The sequence below is a fragment of the Mesorhizobium sp. P2_E6 genome (genome assembly GCF_056403835.1).
Genome location: NZ_JBFUEQ010000002.1, coordinates 412,592 through 433,207, shown reverse-complemented (window position 1 = coordinate 433,207; position 20,616 = coordinate 412,592). Strand labels below are relative to the sequence as shown.

Sequence of the window (20,616 nt, the reverse complement as noted above, 5' to 3'; positions counted from 1 at the left end):
CGTTCCGATCGGCGGGTGTGGGCAAGAGGGACCTGACGTTCGATGGCGGAGAAGACGCACCGCACGATGGATGATTTTGCCCGGGCATGTGGCGTGTCCCGGCCGACGCTGTCGAAATATTTTGACGATCCGGCGAGCGTGAAGCCGGCCACGCGGGCGCGCATCGAAGCCGCGTTGCGTTCCTCGGACTATCAGCCGAACCTTTTCGCCCGCAATCTCAACCGCAAGCGCACCCGCAACATCGGCATCGTCGTACCGACGATCACGGATCCGTTCTATGCCGAGATGGTCAGCCGCATCGAATTTCGCTGCCGCGACGAGGGCTATTGGCCGATCGTCATTTCTTCGCATGGCTCGCAGAAGCTGGAGGCGGAGTCGGTCAGGACGCTGCTGTCACTGAAGGTCGCCGGCGCGATCATCGCGCCGCTCGGCCTGGCCTCCGATCGGAGTGTTTTCGACAAGTTGGGGCAGGACATTCCGATCGTCTATTTCGACACCTATATCGAGGGTGACACGCCCTTCGTCGGTAACGACAACCACCAGAGCACGTCGACCATGGTCGACTATCTCAACCGGTCCGGAGAACCGCCTGTCTATGTCGACATTCCGCATGTCAACCACAATTCGGGAGAGCGGCTGCAAAGCTACATCGCGACGATGAAAGTCGCCGGTTTGGAACCGGTCGTCATCGACGCGGCGCGCGACTACACCTGGGACTTCGAGCGCATCGGCCATGAATGGATGGAAAAGACACTCGATGTTGGCGGTCTGCCCGGCCGCACCATCCTGTGTGCGAACGATCGTCTCGCCTTCGGCGTGATGGCGGCCGCGTTCTCGCGCGGACTGAAGATCGGCCGCAGACCTGACTGCGATCTGCGCGTTGCCGCGCATGACGATCATCCGCTGAGCCGCTACACCTGTCCGGCGCTAACCACCATGGCACAGGATTTCGCCGCCATGGCCGGCCGCAGCGTCGAGATCCTGCTGGCCCTGCTGGACGAGGCCGAACCGCCCAAGCAGGGCATGGCACAGAGGGTCAAGCTCGGCGCGACCCTGGTGATGCGTCAGTCGGCCTGAGCGGCGGGCGTCGGCGAATCGTTCTCGAACTGGCGCCAGGCCGCCACCGCCTCGGCCACCGTTTGCCGCGCGGCGGGGATATGGCGTCCCATCGAGACGAAGCCGTGGATCTTGCCCGGCCATTGCCGCAGGACCAGTGGGACACCTGCGGCTTGCAGGCGTTCGGCATAGGCTTCGCCTTCGTCGGCAAGGATGTCGCAGCCGGCAAGTGCGACGAAAGCCGGCGCGACGCCTGTGAGATCTGGCGCCAGCAAGGGCGAGACGCGCCAGTCCAGGATGTCGTCAGGCGTTCGCACATAGTGGTCGCGGAACCATGCCATGGTGGTTGCCGTCAGCCCGAAGCCGTCGCCGAAACGCCGGTAGCTGTCGGCCATCTGCCGCGCATCGGTGTTTGGATAGATCAGGATCTGCGCGGCGAGGGATGGCGCCAGCCCATCGCGAGAAAGCAGCGCCAGCACGGCGGCGAGATTGCCGCCGGCGCTGTCGCCGGCAACGCCGATGCGGGATGGGTCGATGCCCAGAGCGGCGGCGTTCTGCGTCATGAAACGCAGTGTTGCCAGGCAATCCTCCAGCCCGGCGGGAAATTTGTGGTCTGGTGCCAGGCGATAGTCGGGACAGACAATGACGGCGCCGCCGAGATTGGCCAGCCAGCGGCAGATCTCGTCATGCGAATCGAGATTGCCGACGACCCAACCGCCGCCATACAGGTAGAGCAGCGCCGGCGCCCCGCTTTGTGGTGCGCCGAGGCCGCGATGGATGCGGACCGAGATAGGGCCGTTCGGCCCTTCGATCCGCTTTTCCAAGGTCGCAGCGACCGGTTCGCGCTCGCCCTGCAGTGTCGGGAACGAAGCGTTGTAGGCGGCCCGCGCCGCCGCCACGTCCCCATTCTCGAACGGCTCTCCGCCAGCCGCGCGGCCGATTTCGAGGACGTGCAGTGCATCGGGGTCGAGTGTCATCGTCATATCCTCAGGCAAGCAGGTCGCTTGCCTCTTCTTCGGTCAGCAGAGACGGCTGAGTGACGTCGCCCGCGACCATCACCGAGCCCTGGCCCTCGCCGGAACGCAGGATCGCCTCCATGATCTCAAGCACATGCAGCGCGAGGTTGCCGGAGGCGCGTGGCGTGTTACCAGTTTGAAGCGAACGGGCCAGATCGGCGACGCCGAGCATGCGGTAATTGGCGCGGTCGGGCGCCGCATAGGGCCAGTTGCGGGCGCCGTAGAGGTCGCCTTCGCTGGCAAAGTCCTTCCAGTCGGCGCCGCGCTCGGACAGCGACACGGTGCCGCCGAAAGTGTCGGGGTCGGGCAGGCGCAGCGAGCCCTCCGTGCCGTGCAGCTCGATCGGATGGTTGGAGTGGCGAAAGACGTCCCACGAGGCGCCGAAGGTGACCGTCGCACCGGAGCGGAATTCAAGCAGCGATAGCACGTTGGTCGGCGTGCCGACCTTGAATGTGGTGTTCTTGAACGGTCCGTCGGCGGTGATCAGCCTTTCCTCCTGACCGCGCGTCGCCATTGCCATGACACGCTCGACCGGGCCAAGCAGGTTGACCAGCATGGTCAGATAATAGGGGCCCATGTCGAACACCGGGCCGCCGCCAGGCTGGTAGTAGAATTGCGGGTTGGGGTGCCAGTGCTCCATGCCGCGGCCCATCATGAAGGCGGTGCCGGTGACCGGACGGCCGATGGCGCCGGCGTCCATCAGCCGGCGCGCGCGGCGTCCGGCAGCGCCGAGGAAGGTGTCGGGCGCCGAGCCAAGCAGCAGGCCGCGCGACTTCGCCTCGCTGACTAGCCGTTGTCCGTCGGCGGCCGAGGTGGCAAGCGGCTTTTCGGTGAAGACGTGCTTGCCGGCCGAAAGGGCCGACATGGTGACGTCGAAATGCACGGCGGGAATGGTGAGGTTGAGAACCAGGCCGATTTCGGGATCGGCAAGCAGGGCATCGACGCCCATCGCCCTGATGCCGTATTCGCGGGCCCGCAGGGCGGCCGCGTCCGCCGAGATGTCGGCGCAGGCCTTCAACTCCACGCCTGCAAAAAGTGCTGCGTTGCGCATGTAGGTCATGGCGATGTTGCCGCAACCTATGACCCCTACACCAAGCTTTTCCATCATTCCTCCAGTCGGCGTCCGTCCGTCAGGATCGGCGATTCTTCGTTCACGTGGCCATCCTTCGCCCACGTCATAAGCATATTGATGCACCATTATGCAGTTTAAATCTTGACGCGCGACAATTTTTTATGAATCATGTGCGAAGTTGGACGGGCGGGAGTGGCTGCCGTCAACTCTGGGAGGACTACAAATGGACGAGTCAAGGAAGGGGCCGCGCAGCGGTTCCAAGTCGATTGGGCATGTCACCATCGCCGATCGCCGGCAATTTCTCATCGGTTCCGCCGGCCTTCTCGGCGCGGCGGCTTTCGGGGTAGGGACGTCGCTCGGCATTGGCCGGGCTCGCGCCCAGAGCCGGGCCGAGATCAGCTTCGCCAGCGCCGCCTTCTTCGGCAAGGAGACCTTTGGCGACCTGATCAAGGCCTTCAACGAATCGCAGGACCGCATCCTGGTCAAGAACATCGAACTGCCGCCCCCGAGCTCCTCGACCGAGGTCTACCAGGGCCTCGTGCAGCAGCTCGCCCGCCGCACCGGCACGCCCGATGTCTTCAGCCAGGACGTGATCTGGATCGCCGGCTTTGCCGCCGCCGGATGGGCGCTGCCGCTGGACGAGTATTTCCCGGCCGACAAGCGCAGCGCCTACTTCACTGGGACCCTCGATGCCTGTACCTATGGCGGCAAGCTCACCGCCCTTCCCTGGTTCATGGATTCGGGCATGTTCTATTACCGCAAGGACGTGCTGGAAAAGCATGGCGGCAAGGTGCCGGAAAGCTGGGCCGACATGGCGACCATTGCCGCCGCCGCGCAGAAGGCCGGCGACATCGATTACGGCTATCTCTGGCAGGGCAAACAGGCCGAGGTGCTGGTCTGCGACGCGGTCGAGATCATCACCTCCAACAACGGCGCCATCCTGGCGCCTGACGGCAAGTCGTCGCTGATCAACCAGAAGGGCGCGGTAGAGGCGATCCAGTTCCTGCACGACACCCTCGCCACCAACAAGATCAGCCCGAAGGACGTGCTGTCCTGGGACGAGGAACCGTCGCGTCAGCCCTTTACCTCGGGCAAGGCGATGTTCATGCGCAACTGGTCGTATGTCTACCCGATTGCCCAGGACGCCAAGGCTTCCCAGGTGGTCGACAAGGTCGGCGTCGCGCCGCTGCCGTCGTTCCCCGGCGGCAAGAGCTCGGCCTGCCTCGGCGGCTACCAGCTCGGCGTCAATGCCAACTCGAAGCAGCGCGAAGCCGCGATCGAGCTCTTGACCTGGCTGTCGTCGACCGAGGTCCAGCACCGCATCGCGCTGAACTTCGGCCTCGCACCGACGCGGCCGGCGCTGTTCCAGGACGCACAGATCAAGAAGGAACAGCCGTTCATGGCCAGCCTGGAGAAAGTCTTCACCGGCGCCACGGCGCGGCCGATCACGCCTGAATACGCGAAAGTGACGCTTGCCTTGCAGTCCGGCATCTCCAAGGCGCTGGTCTCCGGTAATGTCCAGGCCGAGATGGACGCGACGGCGGCGCAAATCGACAAGATCGTAGGCTGAACCAATGTCCGCGGCGGCCACCATTCCCAGTGTCGGCCGGCCGCGGCGTCTCGGCAAGGCGCTTCCGGGCGCCTTGTGGGCCTTGCTCCTGCTGACGCCGGCCTTCGTGTCGCTGGCGTCGGTCTCCTTCTACCCGATCGTCAACGGGCTCTACCTGTCGCTCACCAACACCTCGCTGATCACGCAGGAACAGGATTTCACCGGCTTCTCCAACTATGTCGAGCTGTGGGGCGACCCGCAGTTCTGGAATGCGTGGTGGCACACGATCTGGTTCACCACCGCTTCGACCGTGCTGGAGACGGTGATCGGGCTCGGCATGGCGCTCATCCTGTGCGAAGCCTTCAAGGGGCGGGGGCTCGTCCGCGCGGCCATGCTAGTGCCGTGGGCGATGCCCACCGTCGTCACCTCCAAGATGTTCGGCTGGCTGTTCGACGGCCAGAACGGCATCATCAACTACATCCTCCTGCATGCCGGGCTGATCGACCAGAACATCAACTGGTACGGCTCCACCGACACGGCGATGATCACCATCATCATCGCCGATGTCTGGAAGACGACGCCGTTCATGGCGCTGCTGCTTCTGACCGGGTTGCAGACCGTGCCCAATTCGCTGATCGAGGCGGCGCGCATGGATGGCGCCAAGGGTTGGATCACCTTCTGGTACATCCGCCTGCCGCTGTTGATGCCGACCTTGCTGATCGCCGGCCTGTTCCGCGCGCTCGACGCCTTCCGCGTCTTTGACCTCGTCTACGTGCTGACCGGCGGTGGCCCGGCCGATTCGACTGAAACGCTGTCGACGCTGTCCTACAAGGTGCTCTTTTCGACGCTGCAGTTCGGCTACGGCTCGGCCGTCTCGACGGCGATGTTCGTCACCGAGGGCATCATCGCGCTGGTGTTCTGCCTGTACCTCGTCCGCCAGATCAGGAGAGCGCAGTGAACGACACGCGCTCGCCGCTGCAGACCTTCGCCATCTATCTCGGCGCCTTGCTGATCCTCGTCTGGTCGGGCGGTCCGTTCATCTGGCAGTTCTCGACCTCGTTCCAGCTTGACAAGGCGCTGACGTCAGGCTCGCCGTCGCTGATCCCGGATCCCTTCACGCTGGAGCACTACTACAACGCCTTTGTCGAGAAGCAGCTTCACCGCTACGTCTGGAACTCGCTGGTGGTCTCCCTGGCGACGACGTTCCTCTGCCTGTTCGTCGGCTCGCTGGCCGCCTTCGCGCTGTCGCGGCTCAACATCAAGGGCCGCTTCGGCATTCTGATGGTCATCCTTTCTGTGTCGATGTTCCCGCAGATCGCGCTGGTCGGCCCGCTCTATCTGGTCGCCACCAATCTCGGCCTGCTCGACACCTACACGGCGCTGATCATCACCTACCTGGCACTCGGCCTGCCGCTGGTGACCTGGGTGTTGTTCGGCTATTTCGAGACGCTGCCGCGCGAGATCGACGAGGCGGCGCGCATGGACGGCGTCAGCGTGCCCGGCCTGCTCTGGCGCATTATCCTGCCGATGTCGCTGCCGAGCCTGGTGACCACCGGCCTGCTCGCCTTCATCACCGCGTGGAACGAATTCCTGTTCGCGCTCGCCTTCACCTCCAACATCGACCGGCAGACGATACCGGTCGGCATCGCCAACTTCACCAACCTCTATTACGTCCCCTGGGGAGACATCGCCGCGGCCTCCGCCGTGGTGACCGTGCCCTTGATCCTCCTGGTGCTGTTCTTCCAGCGCCACATCATCGAAGGACTGACCCAGGGCGGCGTCAAGGAATGAATGACATGACGACGACGAAGCTCAAGGTCGGCTGCCAGACCTTCACCTGGGAAATGCTGGGCAAGGGCTGGACTGGCGGTCCCGACGATCTGTTGAAGGCGATAGAAGACGGCGGCTACGCCGGCATCGAGATCACCGACACCATGATCGGCCGCTATGCCGACAGCCCGGCCGAATTCGCTGCTGCGCTCGATGCCCGAGGCCTCTCCCTCGTCTCCTTTGCCTTTGGCTCGAAGAGCGGTTTCACGTTGAAAGAGGCGCTGGAAAGCGACCTCGAAGCCGCCCGGCGCTGGACAGGGTTTGCCGCGAACTTTCCCGGCGCACTGGTCTCAATCGGCTCGGCGACGGTCGTCTCCGACGGTCCGCGCGAAGATAAGTCCGCCATATCGGCCGAATTCTACAATCGCGCCGCCGAGATCGGCCGCAAGGCCGGTGTGGATGTCGCGCTGCATCCGAGTTCGCACCACAACACGCTGCTCTTCGACCGCGCCGACTACGACACGATCTTTGCCTTGCTCGACCCCGACCTGGTCGGTTGGGTGCCGGATACCGGCCATATCCTGCGCGGCCACAAGGACATGCTGGATACGCTGCGCACCTTCCGCGACCGCATCCGCTACATCCATCTCAAGGACGTCGACGCCAAGGGCAACTGGGCCATGCTCGGCCAAGGCGTCTGCGACACCCCGGCGGTCATCGAGATCGCCGGCACCGCACCGCGTTTCACCGGCTGGCTGGTGCTCGAAGAGGAATCCGACACCGCCGCCGCCGACCCCGCCGGCGCGGTCAAGACCAACCGCCAAACAATGCGCAGCTACGGCGCCTGAAGAACGAGACGATGATTAAGAAACAGGACAGACGCCTCAGGGTCGGCGTGCTCGGTTGCGGCCCCATCGCGCAGTTTGCGCATCTGCAATCCTGCGCCAAGGCCAGCAATGCTGATCTCTACGCCATCTGCGACGCGGCACCCGACCTCCTCGCCCGCATGGGTGCCACCTACGAACCGCGGAAAATGTATGCCGACTATGACGCGATGCTCGCCGATCCCGAACTGGAAGCGGTGATCGTCGCCACCTCCGACGCCTACCATGTGCCGATGTCGATCAAGGCGCTCGATGCCGGCAAGCATGTGCTGTGCGAAAAGCCGATCGGCACCTCGGTGGAAGAGGGCGAGGCGCTGGCCGAGGCGGTCAGGCGCTCCGGCAAGGTCCTGCAGGTCGGCCACATGAAGCGCTTCGATCCCGCGCTGGAGGCGGCGCGCGATTTCGTCCGCGACGAGATCGGCGAGGTGCTGGCGCTGAAGGCCTGGTACTGCGATTCCACCCATCGCTACACCAACACCGATGCCATCCAGCCGCTGCCCGTCACCAGCAAACTGGCGAGGAAACCGAGCGGCAATCCGAAGGCTGATCTCAGGCAGTATTTCATGCTGGCGCACGGCTCGCATCTCGTCGACACGGCGCGCTTCCTGTGCGGCGATATCGTCGCCGTGCGCGCCCGCCTCAACGAGCGTTTCGGCGCCTATTGCTGGTTCGTCGAGACCGAATTCGCCAGCGGCGCGCTCGGCCATCTCGATCTCACCGTTGCCGTGCGGATGGATTGGCACGAAGGTTTCCAGCTCTATGGCGAGAACGGCTCTGTCATCGCCAAGACCTTCAACCCCTGGTACTTCCGCGCCAGCGAGGTCGAGATCTTTCACGAGAAGTCGGCCACCGCCCACAAGCCGCTCGGCGCTGACGGCCATTTCTTCCGGCGCCAACTGGAAGCTCTTGCCGAAACGGTGCTGGACGGCGCGCCGATGCGCGGCGCCAATGTCGAGGACGGCATCGCGTCGATCCGCGCCATGGTCGCCATCGCGCGCTCGGTGGTATCAGGTGAGCGGGTCGAGCTCGCCTCGGTTTCGGAGGCGGTGTGATGCGTCTCGGCATTTTCGCCAAGACCTTTCCAGGCGCCGAGCCAGCCGCCGTGCTGGCGGCCGTGCGGCACGCTGGCTATGAGACCACGCAGTTCAACCTCGCCTGCGCCGGCCTGCCGTCAATGCCGGATGCCGTGCCGGCGGACGCCATCGCGGCGATCCGCGCCGCCGCGCAATCGAGCGGTGTTTCGCTCGCGGCACTTTCGGGCACCTACAACATGGCGCATCCCGACAAGGCCGTCCGCGACGATGGCCTCAAGCGCCTTGCCGTCGTCATCGAGGCTGCTGCTGCCCTGGGCATTCCCCTGGTCACGCTCTGCACCGGCTCGCGCAACGCCGCCGACCAATGGGCGTACCATCCCGACAATGCCGATCCGGCGGCCTGGTCCGACATGGCCACCGAGATGGCGAAGGCGCTGGCGCTGGCAGAAGCCGCCGGCGTCGATCTCGGCATCGAGCCCGAGCAGGCCAACATCGTCACCTCGGCGAAGGATGCCACCACGCTGATCGCCGAGATGGGATCGAAGCGCCTGAAGATCGTGCTTGATCCGGCAAACCTGTTCGAACATGCGACGCCCGGCGAAGCGCGTACCATTGTCGCCGCCGCGATCGGCGAAGCGGCCGGCCACATTGCCATGGCGCACGCCAAGGACCGCTATGGTGACGGCCGTTTTGCCAGCGCCGGCCAAGGCATCGTCGACTTCCCGGATTTCATCGCGCGGCTGAAGGCGGTGGGCTTCGACGGGGCGCTCGTCACCCACGGGCTGTCCGCCGGCGAAGCCCCCGGCGTCGCGGCCTTCCTGCGGAGGCTCCTCTGATGGACACCGCGCCGACGGTCATGCTTCGCGACGATGCGGCGCTTTGTGTCTTCGATACCGGGCGGGGGTTTCCGGTCATCTTCCAGCATGGTCTCGGCGGTGATGCGGCGCAGGTGGCGCAGAATTTTCCCGACAGTCGGTCATACCGCCGGCTGACCGTCGAATGCCGCGCACACGGCGGCTCAGGCGCCGGCTCCAGGCGGCCCTTTTCGATCGCCATGTTTGCCGACGATGTGCTGGCCGCCGCCGACGCGGCCGGGCTCGACCGCTTCGTCGCCGGCGGCGTCTCGATGGGCGCGGCGATCGCGCTCAGGCTTGCAAGCCATCACGCGGACCGTGTCCTGGGTTTGGTGCTGGTGCGCCCTGCCTGGGTCTTCGATGCGGCGCCGCAGAACATGCGGCCCTTTTCGGAGGTGGCGAAGCTCATCCGCGATCGCCCGCTGGAGGACGCGCGCAACGCCTTCGCGGCCTCCGCGACAGCGGCCCGGTTTCGCAGCGAAGCACCGGACAATCTTGCTTCCCTGCTGGGTTTCTTCGAGCGCGAAAATGCGGCTGTCTTCGTCGAGGTGATGCAGGCGATCGCCAACGATGGGCCTGGCGTCACGCGGCCGGCTGCCGGCAATCTCGCTATCCCCACGCTGGTCATCGGCAGCGGCGTCGATCTCATCCATCCGCTGGCGACCGCCCGCTTCCTCGCCGACGCCATCCCAAACGCCGCCTTTGCCGAGGTGACGCCGAAGGCCACCGACAAGGATCGTCATTTCGCCGAGGTCCGCGCCGCTATCGCGGGCTTCCTCGAGGATCGTTTCAACAACCAGGACCAGTCATGATCTCGAAACCTCTCTCAGGCCAGGCCGCCATCGCCGCACTGCCGCGCGATCGCATGATCGCTGAATTCTCGTTGTGGTCCGCCGACCTCGTCAATTTCGAGAGCGATCTGAAGCGCATCGAGCCCTATGTCGACCTTCACCACATCGATGTGGCGGACGGTCATTTCGCCCCCTCCTTCCTGTTCTTTCCCGATCTCGTCGCCCGCATCGCTCGGCTGACGGCCAGACCCATCCATGTTCATCTGATGGTCGATGCGGCTGTAGTCGAGTCGCAGACGCGCCAGTTCATCGAGGCCGGCGCCGACATGATCAGCGTCCATGCCGAGAACGGTGAGGCGGGATTGCGCGCCGTCCGGCTGGCACGCGAACTCGGTGCCGAAGCCGGCGTGGTGCTCAGGCTGGAGACGCCGGTCGAGACGGTGACGCCTTTCGTCTCCGAGGTCGCCTTCGTCACGCTTCTCGGAACGGCAATCGGCGTCAAGGGGCAGAGCCTGTCGGACGAGGCCTGCGGCAGGCTGGGCGCTGCCCGCGCCATCCTGAGAGAGGCCGGCCGTGAGGCGGCCGTGGTTCTTGCCGCCGATGGCGGTATTCGCCACGAGACGGTGCCGTTGCTGCGTGCCGCCGGTGCCGAAACCGTGGTCCTCGGCTCGCTCGCCTTCGGCGACAGGGACCTGGCCGGCCGCATCGGCTGGCTGCACGGCCTGAAGGTCGCGGCATGAGCAACGAAGCCGCCCTTGCGATCGATCTTGGTGGCACCGAGCTTCGTGCCGCCCTGGTCGACCGTGACGGCAAGATCCTGGCATTCGCCGCGGTGCCGACACAGGCGCAGGCTGGCCCCGACGTGGTGATCGGCCAGATCGAGGCGCTGGCCGCGACCATCCACGACGAGGCGCCGGCGCTCGCCATCGTCGGCGTCGGCGTCGGCGCGCCGGGACCGCTCGATCCGCTGGCCGGCATCGCCGTCGGACCGCCGACACTCGCCGGCTGGCTGGACGTGCCGCTTGCCGATATCCTCGAACGGCGGCTCGGCCTGCCGGTGCGGCTGGAGAACGACGCCAATGCCGCCGCACTCGGCGAATGGCGCTTCGGCGCCGGTCACGGCGCCCGCTCGCTGGTCTTCGTCACGGTTTCCACCGGCATCGGCGGCGGCGTCGTCGTCGACGGGCGCATCCTGCATGGCCGCCGTGGCCTTGCCGCCGAGATCGGCCACATGACCATCACCAATGAAGGCGAGCGCTGCATGTGCGGTGTCGTCGGCTGCTTCGAGGCCATTGCCTCGGGCACCGCGCTCGGCCGCCGTGCCAACGCCGCGACAGCACCCTTTGATGGCTCGGCGCTGCGGCGCCTCTCGGGCAACGGTGAAGTGACCGGCCGTCACGTGGTCGAGGCGGCACGGCTGCTGGACGAGCTTGCCTTGGCCCTGCTGGAGGAGGAGGCCCGATGGCTGGGCATCGGCTTCACCAATCTTTTGCATCTGTATTCGCCTGACGTGCTGGTCGTCGGCGGCGGCATTGCCAATGGCCTCGACCTCATGGCACCTGCCATCGAGGCAACCATCAGGCAGCGGGCCATGCGTGCCTATCGCGACGTGCCGGTCGTTCAGGCCCAACTCGGCCGCCACGCCGGGCTGGTTGGTGCTGCCAGCCTTGTCCTGTTCGATGACGGAGGTACGCTGGCGGCACGCATGCCTGTCGGTCCAAGCACATATCCGGATGCGAGGAGGGACTTCAATGGCTGAGCTCAAGCTGCGCGGCGTGCGCAAATCCTATGGCAATGCCGAGGTGATCAAGGGCGTCGATCTCGATGTCGGCGACCGCGAGTTCGTCGTCTTCGTCGGCCCGTCGGGCTGCGGGAAGTCGACGCTGCTGCGCATGATCGCCGGTCTCGAGAAGATCACCTCCGGCGAGCTGATGCTCGATGGCGCGCGCATCAATGAGATCGATCCTTCCGAGCGCGGCCTCGCCATGGTGTTTCAGTCCTATGCGCTGTATCCGCATATGACGGTCGCCGAAAACATGGGTTTTGCGCTGAAGATCGCCGGGCTGCCGGTCGTCGAGCGTGACGCCAAGGTCAAGGCGGCGGCCGAGGTGCTGCAATTGTCGCATCTGCTCGAGCGGCGGCCGAAGGAGCTGTCCGGCGGCCAGCGCCAGCGTGTCGCCATCGGCCGCGCGATCGTGCGCCAGCCGAAGGTGTTCCTGTTCGACGAACCGCTGTCGAACCTCGACGCGGCACTGCGCGTCAACATGCGGCTGGAACTGATGCAGCTGCACGAACGGCTCGCCGCCACCATCGTCTATGTCACGCACGACCAGACCGAGGCGATGACCATGGCCGACAAGATCGTCGTCCTCAATGGCGGCACGATCGAACAGGTTGGCACGCCGCTCGACCTCTATGCCAGGCCAGCCAATGTCTTCGTCGCCGGCTTCATCGGCTCGCCGAAGATGAACATGCTGCCGGTCAGGGTTCTGTCCGCCAACGCGGATGGCGTTGCCGTTGCCCTGCCGGGCGGATCCAGCCTGGTCGTTCCGGTCGAGGCGGGCGCGCTCGCACAAGACAGCGAGCTGCTGCTCGGCATCCGGCCGGAACATATCCGCATCGCGGATGCGGGCCAGTTCAAGGGCGAGGCGGTGCTGGCCGAACGGCTGGGCGGCCTGACCATCCTGCATGCCGACATCGGCGAGAAGACGAGGCTGGTCGTGCAGACCGAGGGCATCGACACGACACCGCTGCACAGCCCCATCGCCATGCAGGCCGATCCCTCCCGCTGCCATCTCTTCGCCGCCGACGGCAAGGCGCTGGCACCGCTGCGCAAAACCGCCTGACATCGTTGTCACCTGTACGGCAGCGGCCGGAAGCCATGGGCTTCCGGCCGCTGATTGGTGTTGAAGCGCTCGGATTACTCGGCGGGAACGAGATCAGCCGGCAGGCTGTCGTCGGCCGTGCCCGCCAATGCCCTGGCGAGCTGGGCTTCATCGAGTTCGCCTTCCCAGCGTGCCACCACCAGCGTGGCGACTGCATTGCCGACGAAGTTGGTCAGCGCCCGGCACTCCGACATGAAGCGGTCGACACCGAGGATCAGCGCCATGCCGGCGACGGGCACCGCCGGAACGACCGACAGTGTGGCGGCCAGGGTGATAAACCCGGCTCCGGTGATGCCGGCGGCGCCCTTGGAGGAGAGCATCGCAACCAGCAGCAGCAGGATCTGGTCGCCGATCGACAAATGGATGTTGGTCGCCTGAGCGATGAACAGCGCCGCCAGCGTCATGTAGATGTTGGTGCCGTCGAGGTTGAAGGAATAGCCGGTCGGGATGACCAGACCGACCACCGAGCGCTTGGCGCCGGCCTTCTCCATCTTTTCCATCAGCGAGGGCAGGGCGGCTTCCGACGAGGACGTGCCCAGCACCAGCAGCAGCTCTTCCTTGATGTAGCGGATCAAGGACAGGATGGAGAACCCATTGTAGCGGCAGACCGCACCCAGCACGACGAACACGAACAGCAGCGAGGTCACATAGAAGGTGCCGACCAGCATGGCGAGGTTGATGACCGCGCCGATGCCGTATTTGCCGATGGTGAACGCCATGGCGCCGAAAGCACCGATCGGCGCGGCCTTCATCAGCACGCTGACCAGCTTGAAGATCGGCGTCGTCAGGGCCTGCAGGAAGTTGAGGACCGGCGTGCCCTTGTCGCCGACCAGCGCCAGCGAAATGCCGAACAGCACCGAGAAGAACAGCACCTGCAGGATGTCGCCGTCGGCGAAGGCGCCGACGATCGTCGTCGGGATGATGTTCATCAGGAAGCCGGTGACCGACTGGTCATGCGCCTTGGCGGCATAGGTGTTGACGGTCGAGGCGTCGAGGGTCGCCGGGTCGATGTTGAAGCCGGCGCCCGGCTGGACGACATTGGCCACGACAAGGCCGATGATCAGCGCCAGCGTCGAGAAGGTGAGGAAGTAGAGCATCGCCTTGCCGGCGACACGTCCGACCTTCTGCAGGTCGCTCATGCCGGCGATGCCGGTCGCCACGGTCAGGAAGATGACCGGGGCGATGATCATCTTGACCAGCTTGATGAAGGCGTCGCCGAGCGGCTTCATGCTCTCGCCGATCGACGGATAGAAGTGACCGAGCAGGATGCCGACGGTGATCGCGACGAGCACCTGCACGTAGAGTTGGGCATAGAAAGGCTTGCGCTGCGCGGAAGGCGCGCCTGATTGGTCTGCGATGTGCATCGAACTCTCCCTTGCCGGATGGGCGGAAATGCACCGCCCTGCGTGACTTCTCCCATCGCGGCGCTCCGGTCGCGCGCCGCTGCAAAGACTTTTGCAAGCGCTGTGCCAGATCGGTGAAAGGCCGGAATCCCTGGATTTCGGCGGTTGTCCGGCGCTTTGCCGCGAATGCCTGTGCGGATTTCCGCACAGGCAGCGTTTGCCTGGGCGGAATTTCGCATTACACTGGGCCGCAAGGCTGCGGGGAAAAAACGGGCCGCGAGGAAAAGGGAGAGGGCAGACGTCGCAAGTAGGCATCGATAGGGGATCCGCGGCCGGCCGTGAATTGCTGCGCGAAGCGGTGGCCCGGCTGCGCGATGGCCGCTGGCGTGTCGTGGTCGTCGCTCTTGCGGTTCTGGCAGGCGCGATCGCCATCGCCGGTCGCATCGCCACCGGCCAGGCGGCCGACAATCTGCGCGACGGAGCACTTGCCGCCCTGCCACTGGCGGCGGGAACCCTGACCGGCGAAATCGAAAAGCAGCGCCTGGTTCCATTGGTGCTGGCGCGCGACGATGCGGTGCGCGGGGCGCTGCGCCGGGCCGGAAAGATGCAAGAAGCAGCCCTCAACGACAAGCTCAGGGCAATTGCCGGCGATGCATCGGCGTCCGCCATCTATGTCATCGACACGGCCGGCATCGCAATCGCCGCCAGCAATGCCGGCGAGCCGACGAGCTTTGTCGGCATCGACTATAATTTTCGCCATTATTTCCAGGAGGCGATGGCCAAGGGTGCTGCCAGCCAATATGGCCTCGGCACGATCAGTGGCCGGCCGGGTCTTTACCTTGCCAGCCGCGTCGACGACGGCTCCAAGCCGCTTGGTGTTGCGGTGCTGAAGGTCGAGCTCGACGGCGTCGAAGCCAATTGGCGCTCCAGCGGCTTTCTTGTTTTCGTCACCGACGAACGCGGCGTGGTGCTGGCCACCAGCCAGCCCGAGTGGCGGTTTCATGCCCTGGCGCCACTCTCGGCCGCGGATGCTACTGCTGCCCGCGAGCAGCTTCAACTGGCCGATGCCGGCTTCGAACCGCTGCCGTTGCGACGCGGTGCCGGTGACGGCCTGGCGACAATCGACAGCTCCGGAAAGCCGCGCCAGTTCGTTGAAGTGGTGCAGGACCTGCCCGGTGCGGTGCCCGGCTGGCGTCTGTGGCTGCTGACGCCCGCCGACGCGGCTTTGTCGTCCGCCGCCAACACGGCGCGCCTGACCACGCTGCTCGGGTTGCTGCTCATGGGCCTGCTTGCCTTCGTGCTCACCCGGCGCAGGCGCGCCCGCCGGCTGCGGCAGGAAGCGCTGGCGCGCATGAATGCCGAACTGGAGAGCCGGGTCAGCACCCGGACGGCCGAGCTGACGCGCTCCAACACCGCACTTGCCGGCGAAATCGCCGAGCGTGAGAACGCCGAAGCCAAGGTCCGCCGGCTGCGTGACGATCTCGCCCAGGCCAACCGGCTTTCCATCCTCGGCCAGATCGCCGCCGGCGTGGCGCACGAGATCAACCAGCCTGTTGCCGCCATCCGCACCTATGCCGAGAACGCCGGCCGCTTTCTCGACGCCGGCAAGACCGAGCCGGTCAGCGGCAATCTGACATCGATCGTATCAATGACCGAGCGCATCGGCGCGATCACCAGCACCTTGCGCACCTTTGCCCGGCGGCCAGGCGTCGCCGCCTCGCCATTGCCGGTGCGCGAGGCGATCGACGGCGCGCTGTCGCTGCTGTCGGGACGCATCCGTGATTCCGGCGTGACCATCGTCAAGCCGCGCGGCAACGCGTCGCCGGTGGTCATGGCCAGCCGCATCCGGCTCGAGCAGATCCTCGTCAACCTGTTGCAGAATGCGCTGGACGCGATGAAGGACCAGCCCGATCCCCGCATCGAGATCGACATCGCCGAGCGCGACGACAGGGTGCTGATTTCGGTGCGCGACAACGGCCCTGGCCTCGGTCCGGAGGCGGCCGGCAATCTGTTCATGCCGTTCCAGACCACCAAGGAGAAGGGGCTTGGCCTCGGACTGGTGATCTCGCAGGAGATCGCCCAGGAATTGGGCGGTACGCTCCGGCTCGATCCCGGCAGCGCCGGCGGCGCATCCTTCACCATCGACTTGAGGCGAATTGAATGACAGACGCATCAGGGCTGGTGGCGCTCGTCGAGGACGATGCGGACCTGCTTCACGCCACCACGCAATTGTTCGAGCTTGCCGGCTTCGCGGTGGTCGCGCTCGACGCGGCCGAGGCGGCGCTTGCCGTCGTCGACAGGAATTTCGAGGGCGTGGTCGTCAGCGACATCCGCATGCCGGGCATGAACGGGCTGCAGCTGTTCGATCGCGTCAAGGCGATCGACCCCGACATACCGGTGATCCTGGTCACCGGGCATGGCGACGTCGATCTCGCGGTGGCAGCGCTCAAGGATGGTGTCTATGATTTCATCCCGAAACCCTATGCCAGTGACCGCCTCGTCGAGGCACTCAGACGGGCATCGGAGAAGCGGCGGCTGGTGATGGAGAACCGGCGGCTGCGAGAAGCCGCGGCGCAGGCTGCCGACGGCCTGCCGCTGATCGGCGAAGCGCCAGCCATCCGGCGGTTGCGCGAGACCTTGCGGCAGATCGCCGACATGGACGTCGACGTGCTGGTGGAAGGGGAGACCGGAACCGGCAAGGAGGTGGTGGCCGACCTCCTACACCGATGGGGGCGGCGGCGCGCAAAGCCCTTCGTGGCGCTGAATTGCGGTGCGCTGCCGGAGACCGTCATAGAGAGCGAGCTGTTCGGCCACGAGGCGGGCGCGTTCACCGGCGCGCAGCGGCGACGGATCGGCCGCATCGAGCACTCCAGCGGCGGCACGTTGTTCCTCGACGAGATCGAATCCATGCCGCCGGCCCTTCAGGTCAAGCTGCTGCGTGTGCTCGAAACGCGCAGCGTCACCCCGCTTGGCTCGAACGAGACCCGGCGCGTCGACCTCCGGGTCGTCGCGGCGACCAAGGTGGATCTCGGACGGCAGGACCAGCGCGGCGACTTTCGCGAGGATCTCTATTTCCGCCTCAACGTGGTGACGTTGCGCATTCCGCCGTTGCGCGAGCGGCGCGGCGACATCCCAATGCTGTTCGGCCACTTCCTCGGCAAGGCCGCGGAACGGTTCGGCCGGCCGGTCGCCGGGGTCAACGCGGCGGTCAGCGATCATCTCCAGTCGCATGCATGGCCGGGCAATGTGCGCGAGCTTGCACATTTTGCCGATCGCGTCGCGCTCGGCCTCGGTCCGGACGACGATACGAAAACGGTTCCCGCGCAGTTGCCGGAGCCGGCGGCCACGCTGCCCGAACGGGTCGGCCACTACGAGGCGCAACTCATCCGCGACGCGCTGCGCGACCACGGCGGCGATGTGCGCAGCGCCATCGACGCACTCGGCGTGCCGCGCAAGACCTTCTACGACAAGCTCAAGCGCTACGGCATTGCAGCGTCCGAGTTTCGCAATGGCGGCGATGCGGATACGCACCCTGTTCGGAGCCAGATATAGACATTGCACAAGCGCCATGCCCCTCGTAACGCTGCCTTTGTATCCAGCTGCGCATCTCGGAAAAGGCCATGAAGACGACACTTGAAACGACGGCAAATCCCTCGCCGGAAGAACTCACCTTTCTCGCCGAACGGCTGACGGCGTTCAACGACGGCGATGTTGGTGCTTCCGAAAGAAAGGCCCTGGCCGTGTTCTTGCGCGACGAGGACGGCACGGTCGTCGCCGGCATCTCGGGCTACACCGCCTGGGGCTGGCTTTACGTGCAGTGGCTGTGGGTCGATGAAAGGCTGCGCGGTCAGCAGATGGCCGGCAACATGCTGGATGCGGCCGAGCAGGAAGCGGTGGCGCGCGGCTGTCGGAATGCCTGGATCGACACCTTCAATCCGCACGCCGCCAAGGTCTATCAGCGCCAGGGCTATCAGCCCTTCGGAACGCTTGCCGATTTCCCTGTCGGCCGCAGCCGCATCTTCCTGCGGAAGACGCTGGTTTAACCGGCCAGCCGTCCGCCGCGCATCGGCTGCGGTGCGCCGGTCGTGCTGGGGAAGCTGATCGGCAGACCCCTCAGCACGCGGACCGCGAGGAAGGCAAAGCACTCCGCCTCCACCGCGTCGCCGCTCCAGCCAAGGCTTTCGGCCTGCACCACCTCGACGCCGGCGCGGCTGGCGAGCATCGCCATCATTGTCGGATTGTGGCGGCCACCGCCGCTGACCACGAGTTTTTTCGGCCGGCGCGGCAACAGGTCGAGTGCCTTGCCGACGGCGGCAGCGGTGAAGGCGGTCAGAAGGGCTGCGCCATCCTCGGCATTCATGCCGTCCGCCATCGCGGCGCCGAAGTCGAAACGGTCCAGCGATTTCGGGTAGGGCTTGGTCAGATAAGGGTGCTGCAGCAGCTTGGCCAGCCGTGCCTCATCGACCGCTCCCGCCCGGCCAAGCGCGCCGTCGCGGTCCATGTCGCCGAGCCCTTTCGATTTGATGAAATCGTTCAATGGCGCATTGGCCGGTCCGGTATCGAAGGCGACAACGTTGTCGGCACCATCCCACCAGGTGATGTTGGCGACGCCGCCGAGATTAAGCACCGCCACGTCGCCGCTGGCGCCGGCGCTGCGCATCAAAGCGGTGTGATAGGCAGCGGCCAACGGCGCGCCTTGCCCGCCGGCGCGCATGTCGGCTGAGCGGAAGTCATAGGCGACCTTGGTGCCCAACAGGGCGTGCATCAATTCGCCGTCGCCGAGCTGCCGGGTCTGGCCGAGCCGGCCCACCTGCGGCGCGCGATGCAGCACGGTCTGGCCATGAAAGCCGACGACGCCGATATCGGCCATCGTCATCCCATAACCTTCGACGAGTTCCTTGACCGCCGCCGACTGGGCTCGCGTCAGGGCTTCTTCCGCCTTGCGAAAGATCGCCGGCTCCGGCCCGGTGAAATTCCAGGCTCTAGCCTCGTTCAGTGTCTCTTCGAGCAGCGAGCGGATCGACGGGGGATAGGGCATCAGCCGATATGTGCCGAAATCATCGATCCGCTCGCCGTCGGTCTTGATCAGGGCCACGTCGATGTTGCCGTCAAGCACGGTGCCGGTCATCAGCCCGACGGCCCAGATTGGTTCCATGGTCACCTCCCTAACAATCCTCGTTGACAAGATCTCCGACCGCCTGCCGAAGCGGAGCGATGCCGCTGTCGAAATGACGTGTCGGATGGATCCGGTTGGTGAGCAAGGTCCAGGCCTTGCCTCTGTCGAAGTCGATCCACAGTCCAGTGCCGGTAAAGCCGGTGTGGCCGATGGTTCCCGGCCTGCACAAGGCCCCGCCGGACCAGCCCTCGTAGGGGCGCTCCCAGCCATGCGTGCGGGTTGCGGACAAGGGCGCGCGCATCAGCTCGATCGAACGCTCGAACGCACCCGTGCCGTCCAATAGCCCCTGCGCGAAATCGAGGACGGACGCGGCTGTTCCAAACAGGCCGGCATGTCCGGCACCTTGCAGCGCCGCGCAATTGTCATCGTGGACCTCGCCGGACAAAACGCGATGGCGCCAGGTGCAGTCTTCGGTCGCGGCTGACGCATCCGGCTCGGCGGAAAAAGCGAAGCCCGGGCCGGGATCCATGTTCCGGATTTTTTTTCCCGACAGCCGCTCCAGCGCAAAGCCGAGCAGGATGAAGTTGATGTCGGAATAGATCGGGTCGCGGGCGCGCCATTCGCGCTGCAGGATGAAGGCGCGCAGAAGCTCGGGATCGCGCCCATAGGTATAAATCGGCTCGACGGCGGGAAACGGCGTCTGGTGGCCTAGACACTGGCGGAACGTCACCTTCCGCTCCCAGGCCTGTGCATCATACTGGCGAAGATCCGGCAGAGCGGAGATCAGCGGCGCATCGAGATCGATGACGCCGTTTTCGGCCAGCGCCAGGATGCGCGGTGTGGTGAAGATGACCTTGCTCAAGGACGCCAGGTCGAACCATGTTTGCTCCTGCATTGGGCGCGTCTTCGGCACGAGCTGAGCGGAGCCGACCGACCTGACGACGCGTTCGCCATTTTTGTCGACAATGCCTAGGACGCCGCCGGGGATGCGCTTGGCGGCGACGGCGGCTTTCAGCGGTGCGAACGCGCGATCGAAGAGCTGGGCGAGGGTGCTCAACACGAGCCTCCATCTGAAAGGCAGCGTTCCGTCCCACCCCCCTCTGCCCTGCCGGGCATCTCCCCCGCAAGGGGGGAGATTGGCAGTTCGTGCGTGCCGTCAGCCTTCAGACTTTGGAGATTGGCGAAGGCCGATGCGACATCCGATCTCCCCCCTTGCGGGGGAGATGTCCGGCAGGACAGAGGGGGG

The 20,616-nt window shown here is 65.5% G+C and carries 19 protein-coding genes; 14 read left to right on the top strand and 5 right to left on the bottom strand.

What is annotated here, in order from left to right; all coding sequences use genetic code 11:
- Positions 1–42: 42 nt before the first annotated feature.
- Positions 43–1,077 (top strand): LacI family DNA-binding transcriptional regulator, encoded by a 1,035-nt coding sequence (locus tag AC1D08_RS06705; protein ID WP_457154525.1) that lies wholly within the window; start codon positions 43–45, stop codon positions 1,075–1,077.
- Here the strand turns inward: AC1D08_RS06705 and AC1D08_RS06700 are convergent.
- Complete coding sequence (locus AC1D08_RS06700; RefSeq protein ID WP_477422802.1) at positions 1,065–2,033, bottom strand: alpha/beta hydrolase; 969 nt, start codon at positions 2,031–2,033, stop codon at positions 1,065–1,067. The two genes, AC1D08_RS06705 and AC1D08_RS06700, sit on opposite strands and share 13 nt — an antisense overlap.
- A 10-nt stretch (positions 2,034–2,043) precedes the next feature.
- Complete coding sequence (locus AC1D08_RS06695) at positions 2,044–3,180, bottom strand: Gfo/Idh/MocA family protein (RefSeq protein WP_457151424.1); 1,137 nt, start codon at positions 3,178–3,180, stop codon at positions 2,044–2,046.
- A gap of 187 nt (positions 3,181–3,367) precedes the next feature.
- Between AC1D08_RS06695 and AC1D08_RS06690 the strand changes: the two genes are divergently transcribed.
- Genes AC1D08_RS06690 through AC1D08_RS06645 form a run of 10 tightly spaced genes read left to right on the top strand, consistent with a single transcriptional unit; the run spans position 3,368 to position 12,872 of the window.
- Positions 3,368–4,714, top strand: a complete 1,347-nt coding sequence (locus AC1D08_RS06690) for an ABC transporter substrate-binding protein (RefSeq protein WP_457151423.1) — start codon at positions 3,368–3,370, stop codon at positions 4,712–4,714.
- Between the two features lie 4 nt (positions 4,715–4,718).
- Positions 4,719–5,651, top strand: a complete 933-nt coding sequence (locus AC1D08_RS06685; RefSeq protein WP_477225902.1) for a carbohydrate ABC transporter permease — start codon at positions 4,719–4,721, stop codon at positions 5,649–5,651.
- Positions 5,648–6,484: a carbohydrate ABC transporter permease gene (locus tag AC1D08_RS06680; protein WP_457151421.1), complete on the top strand. Its 837-nt coding sequence runs from the start codon at positions 5,648–5,650 to the stop codon at positions 6,482–6,484. Before AC1D08_RS06685 ends, AC1D08_RS06680 begins: the two co-directional genes overlap by 4 nt.
- A gap of 5 nt (positions 6,485–6,489) precedes the next feature.
- Positions 6,490–7,311, top strand: coding sequence for a sugar phosphate isomerase/epimerase family protein (locus AC1D08_RS06675; RefSeq protein WP_477422800.1), 822 nt, complete (start codon positions 6,490–6,492; stop codon positions 7,309–7,311).
- 11 nt (positions 7,312–7,322) lie between these two features.
- Entirely contained in the window at positions 7,323–8,399 is a 1,077-nt protein-coding gene (locus AC1D08_RS06670; RefSeq protein ID WP_457151419.1) for a Gfo/Idh/MocA family protein, read from the top strand.
- On the top strand, positions 8,399–9,217 hold the full coding sequence (locus AC1D08_RS06665; RefSeq protein WP_457151418.1) for a sugar phosphate isomerase/epimerase family protein: 819 nt from the start codon (positions 8,399–8,401) through the stop codon (positions 9,215–9,217). Before AC1D08_RS06670 ends, AC1D08_RS06665 begins: the two co-directional genes overlap by 1 nt.
- Positions 9,217–10,047: an alpha/beta fold hydrolase gene (locus tag AC1D08_RS06660; RefSeq protein WP_457151417.1), complete on the top strand. Its 831-nt coding sequence runs from the start codon at positions 9,217–9,219 to the stop codon at positions 10,045–10,047. The genes AC1D08_RS06665 and AC1D08_RS06660 overlap by 1 nt, the downstream gene beginning before the upstream one ends.
- Positions 10,044–10,766: a ribulose-phosphate 3-epimerase gene (locus tag AC1D08_RS06655; RefSeq protein WP_457151416.1), complete on the top strand. Its 723-nt coding sequence runs from the start codon at positions 10,044–10,046 to the stop codon at positions 10,764–10,766. Before AC1D08_RS06660 ends, AC1D08_RS06655 begins: the two co-directional genes overlap by 4 nt.
- Positions 10,763–11,785, top strand: coding sequence for an ROK family protein (locus AC1D08_RS06650; protein WP_457151415.1), 1,023 nt, complete (start codon positions 10,763–10,765; stop codon positions 11,783–11,785). The genes AC1D08_RS06655 and AC1D08_RS06650 overlap by 4 nt, the downstream gene beginning before the upstream one ends.
- A complete protein-coding gene (locus tag AC1D08_RS06645; protein WP_457151414.1) occupies positions 11,778–12,872 on the top strand; it encodes an ABC transporter ATP-binding protein in 1,095 nt (364 codons plus the stop codon). The genes AC1D08_RS06650 and AC1D08_RS06645 overlap by 8 nt, the downstream gene beginning before the upstream one ends.
- A gap of 74 nt (positions 12,873–12,946) precedes the next feature.
- On the opposite strand, the gene AC1D08_RS06640 is transcribed toward AC1D08_RS06645, so the two are convergent.
- Positions 12,947–14,275, bottom strand: a complete 1,329-nt coding sequence (locus AC1D08_RS06640) for a dicarboxylate/amino acid:cation symporter (RefSeq protein ID WP_477422796.1) — start codon at positions 14,273–14,275, stop codon at positions 12,947–12,949.
- A gap of 322 nt (positions 14,276–14,597) precedes the next feature.
- On the opposite strand from AC1D08_RS06640, the gene AC1D08_RS06635 reads away from it, so the two are divergent.
- The 3 genes from AC1D08_RS06635 to AC1D08_RS06625 all read left to right on the top strand — a co-directional run bounded on the left by AC1D08_RS06635 (position 14,598) and on the right by AC1D08_RS06625 (position 18,297).
- Positions 14,598–16,418: a sensor histidine kinase gene (locus AC1D08_RS06635; RefSeq protein WP_457151412.1), complete on the top strand. Its 1,821-nt coding sequence runs from the start codon at positions 14,598–14,600 to the stop codon at positions 16,416–16,418.
- On the top strand, positions 16,415–17,806 hold the full coding sequence (locus AC1D08_RS06630) for a sigma-54-dependent transcriptional regulator (protein ID WP_457151411.1): 1,392 nt from the start codon (positions 16,415–16,417) through the stop codon (positions 17,804–17,806). The genes AC1D08_RS06635 and AC1D08_RS06630 overlap by 4 nt, the downstream gene beginning before the upstream one ends.
- Before the next feature lie 68 nt (positions 17,807–17,874).
- The gene (locus tag AC1D08_RS06625) at positions 17,875–18,297 is read left to right on the top strand and encodes a GNAT family N-acetyltransferase (protein WP_457151410.1); all 423 of its coding nucleotides are present in this window, start codon (positions 17,875–17,877) and stop codon (positions 18,295–18,297) included.
- Here the strand turns inward: AC1D08_RS06625 and AC1D08_RS06620 are convergent.
- Both AC1D08_RS06620 and AC1D08_RS06615 read right to left on the bottom strand, forming a co-directional pair.
- Positions 18,294–19,409 carry an anhydro-N-acetylmuramic acid kinase gene (locus AC1D08_RS06620; RefSeq protein ID WP_477422795.1) on the bottom strand — a complete coding sequence of 372 codons (1,116 nt, stop codon included), beginning with the start codon at positions 19,407–19,409 and terminating at the stop codon, positions 18,294–18,296. The genes AC1D08_RS06625 and AC1D08_RS06620 overlap by 4 nt on opposite strands.
- Before the next feature lie 10 nt (positions 19,410–19,419).
- A complete protein-coding gene (locus tag AC1D08_RS06615) occupies positions 19,420–20,427 on the bottom strand; it encodes a serine hydrolase domain-containing protein (RefSeq protein ID WP_457151408.1) in 1,008 nt (335 codons plus the stop codon).
- Positions 20,428–20,616: the final 189 nt, after the last annotated feature.